2 protein-coding genes are annotated in these 3,524 nt (G+C 43.5%); both read left to right on the plus strand.

Annotated elements, in window-relative coordinates; genetic code table 11:
- Positions 1-1,059 precede the first annotated feature (1,059 nt).
- Positions 1,060-2,457, plus strand: coding sequence for an AAA-like domain-containing protein (locus F6K57_RS40000; RefSeq protein ID WP_293074403.1), 1,398 nt, complete (start codon positions 1,060-1,062; stop codon positions 2,455-2,457).
- Between the two features lie 368 nt (positions 2,458-2,825).
- Entirely contained in the window at positions 2,826-3,032 is a 207-nt protein-coding gene (locus tag F6K57_RS40005; protein ID WP_293074406.1) for a hypothetical protein, read from the plus strand.
- Positions 3,033-3,524: the final 492 nt, after the last annotated feature.

Below are 3,524 nucleotides of genomic sequence, written 5' to 3' on the forward strand. Positions count from 1 at the left end.
ATTTTGCCTATTATTATCTGCTATTATAGCGTTTCTCATAGCTATGAGGTACACATTATTTTTTCCCTCTTCCCTCTTCCCTCTTCCCTCTTCCCTCTTCCCTGCTCCGAAGTCCCTGCTCCGAAGTCCCTGCTCCGAAGTCCCTAAAAACCAGAGATTTGTACCTCATGGGTATAAGACTTGCTATATCTGCTATTATCTGCTATTATCACACTCCCCTGTCAGGGATTCCCAGTAGGGAGCATGTCAAATTTGCAGAACAAATGTACTAAAATAGCTCATAACTGCTACTTACGCCCCAAAAACACTGTAATTCAAGCGTTTGTAGTTCAAGTGTTCTTACAAAATTGACCTGCTTCCTTCCCAGGAATACAACTAGTTAACAATATTTAATAGTCACCTGGAAATTATATATGGTACTATCACTTACGGTTAGGATAATAAATCAAAGGAGGAAAGTAAGCCTTGAATGCCTGCCATCTCGGTAAGCTCCCTACTCGCAAGAAACGGGCAAGATGCCCGTTCCACCGAGAGGAGTGATGTTATCCCTTTAATCGAATGGTAGCTGACCAGCCTTAGTTATATAAACTAGCTGATCGCTAAGAGTTGAAATTCCTAAATCTTGGTGCATTTCCGGATTTAATTGGAATTAAACTAATACAGTAGTAAAGCGGCTGAATCAAGACTAGCTCTATAGTCGTAAATTATGATTTATGGGTATGATTGATACCCACCAATATTGGGCATCATCCAATATTGGGCATCATAGGAAATAACTAGTTATTAAACCTCCTATGGTTAACTTATGGTTAACGGGGATTCAATTGACCAGTCAACAGCTCTAAAATTGCTGGGTCATTCAGGGTAAAAGCATCTATGTTTGTTTTGGTTGATTCCTATATATATATAGGAATGTTTGTAAATTAAATAAACACTCCTCAACACTATAGTTTTTGGATACCAAAAGGGTATAGCCAGACTCCTATGATTTGTTTCGGTGTGTCACGTTTGATCGAGCACTTAAAAGGTGCTTCTTGATAAATTTCGGTGACCTTTTAAATGAATCTTGACCGTATCCTAGAAATTGTTGACCGTCAACTAAAAGATAGCCAACATCGACCCCTTACTTCCATAGAAGTAATTATGCTGGGTGGGGTTTGGCAGTATAGAACTTATAACCAAATTGCCCTCGAAGCAGGTTATAGTCCAGGGTACCTTACCAGTGTCGTTGCTCCAGAGTTGTATCAGCGACTCTCGGAGGTGATTGGCCAGCGGGTAAGCAAGAAAAACTGTCGGGTGCTGCTGGAGTCTTATGCCACTGCCCAAACAGCCGCAGAGACAAACCCTTTTCAGGCAGATCTGGTGTTGCCAGAGCTGACGGGAAATGCTGCCAATGAAACCCCTGAGATACTACCTTGCTATCCCAGTGGCTCAATCCCTATCAACTCTCCCTTTTACCTAGAACGCTCTTCCCTTGAGGAGCAAGTTTATCAAGAAATCAAGAAACCGGGAGCGTTAATCAGGATTAAAGCTCCCAGAGAAATGGGCAAAACCTCTCTGCTGCTGAGGATTCTTGACCATGGCAACCGCCTGGGCTACCATACTGTCAGCTTGAACCTAGAGCAAGTCGAGCAGGGAATTTTGAGCAATTTGAATCAATTTTTGCGCTGGCTGTGTGCCAACATCGCTCAACAGCTTCAGCGTAAACCGATGCTAGATGAGTATTGGGATGAAGACCTGGGCAGTAAAATTAGCTGCACCCTCTACTTCCAAGACTATCTACTAGATTTAATTGATACTCCCCTAATCTTGGCATTGGATGAGGTGAGCCAGATTTTCGAGCATCCCCAAGTCGCCAAGGATTTTTTACCTCTGTTGCGTTCTTGGTACGAAGAAGGGAAAAGACTGCCCATCTGGCAAAAGCTTCGCCTGGTAGTGGTTCACTCCACGGAAATTTACGTTCCCCTCGAGCTTAACCAGTCTCCTTTCAATGTGGGGCTGCCGGTTCAGTTAAACAACTTCAGCCAGGACGAGGTGCAGCAGTTAGCTCAACGCTACGGACTCGACTGGATAGGTCCCGAAGATGCTAAACAATTAATGGTAATGCTGGGGGGACATCCGGCACTGGTAAACTTAACGCTCTATCATCTTAGTCGCAAGGATATAACTCTTTCCCAACTGCTAGCAAGTGCTCCCACTGCTACCGGAATTTATGCTAATCACTTGCAGCGTCATTGGGCAACATTGGCAAAACAGCCGGAATTAGCACAAGCTCTTGATACGGTTCTCAAGGCCACTGAACCTGTGCCCTTAGACCCCATCCTAACTCACAAGTTAAGCAGTATGGGGTTGATTAAACTTTCAGGTGCTCAAGCGATCGCCAGTTGTGAATTGTATCGGCAGTATTTTATGAAAAAGGGAGAGCAACAGTTTATGTATACAGCATCTTTCTTGTAGCCTAATCATTGATTTAGGGAGCAGGGAGCAGGGAGCAGGGAGCAGGGAAGAAAATTGGATGTATCTCAGTTATTCGAGAAACCCTAGATCAGTTTTTAATGCTCCTGTCACGAGTCAATGTTTTGTTTATTAGTTTTTTGATGATATTTTATATGAGTTATGATATGATTTTTATTAGTTTAATAGGTCAAGATTTAAACTAAAATACAACATATAGCAAAGGGAACAGGGAATAGGGAACAGCGATGCAGCGCGGTCTTGGGAAGGCAGCGCGGTCTTGGGGGTTCCCCCGGAGACGAAACCTGATTACGTTGAGCCTTTATGGTTGGTAGGCTATGCAGAAAAGGGTTCAAACTTATTGATTAGCGATGCAGCGCGGTCTTGGGGGTTTCCCCCATGAGCGACTGCATCAAGACAAGGCTCAACTGTCTTACGGTAACTATCGCCTTTGGCGACGCTTGGCCGTAGGCCACGCCAAAGGCGAACGCGAACAAACCATGAGCGACTGCCGTGGTTTCCCCCATGAGCGACTGCATCAAGACGGGAACAGGGTAAAAATCCTGTGTACCTTATAGCTATGAAATATGCTTTATAGCGTTTATCGCAGTTATGAGGTACGCTTATAAACCTCAAAGTCTGCCTTATTAAGGGGGATTTAGGGGGATCAATTTGTACCTTGTAGGATATAGAATTGTTATAGTTTTTTAAAAAATAAAATTAGGGTTAAGTTTAATAAAATAACTATAGAGTTTCTAGGAATAATGAGGTACACAGGATTTTTTCACTCTTTGCTCTTGCCTCTGCTCTATGACCTGCTCCCTGTTCCCTGCTCCCTGCTCCCTGCTCCCTGCTCCCTGCTCCCTGCTCCCTAAAAACATGTACCTCACCTAATTTAAAACCGCTATATTGTGTCTGTTACTCTGATGAAAAACTCCGATTCTAAGCTGAAGAGTAAATTGAATTTGGAAACTGGCTCCTTAACAATTGTTGGTACGGGGATTCAATTGGTAAGTCATCTGACCTTGGGGGCGAAAGCCTGGATAGAACAAGCGGACAAGGTTTTATAT

The organism is Moorena sp. SIO4A5 (assembly GCF_010672005.1).
GTDB lineage: Bacteria > Cyanobacteriota > Cyanobacteriia > Cyanobacteriales > Coleofasciculaceae > Moorena.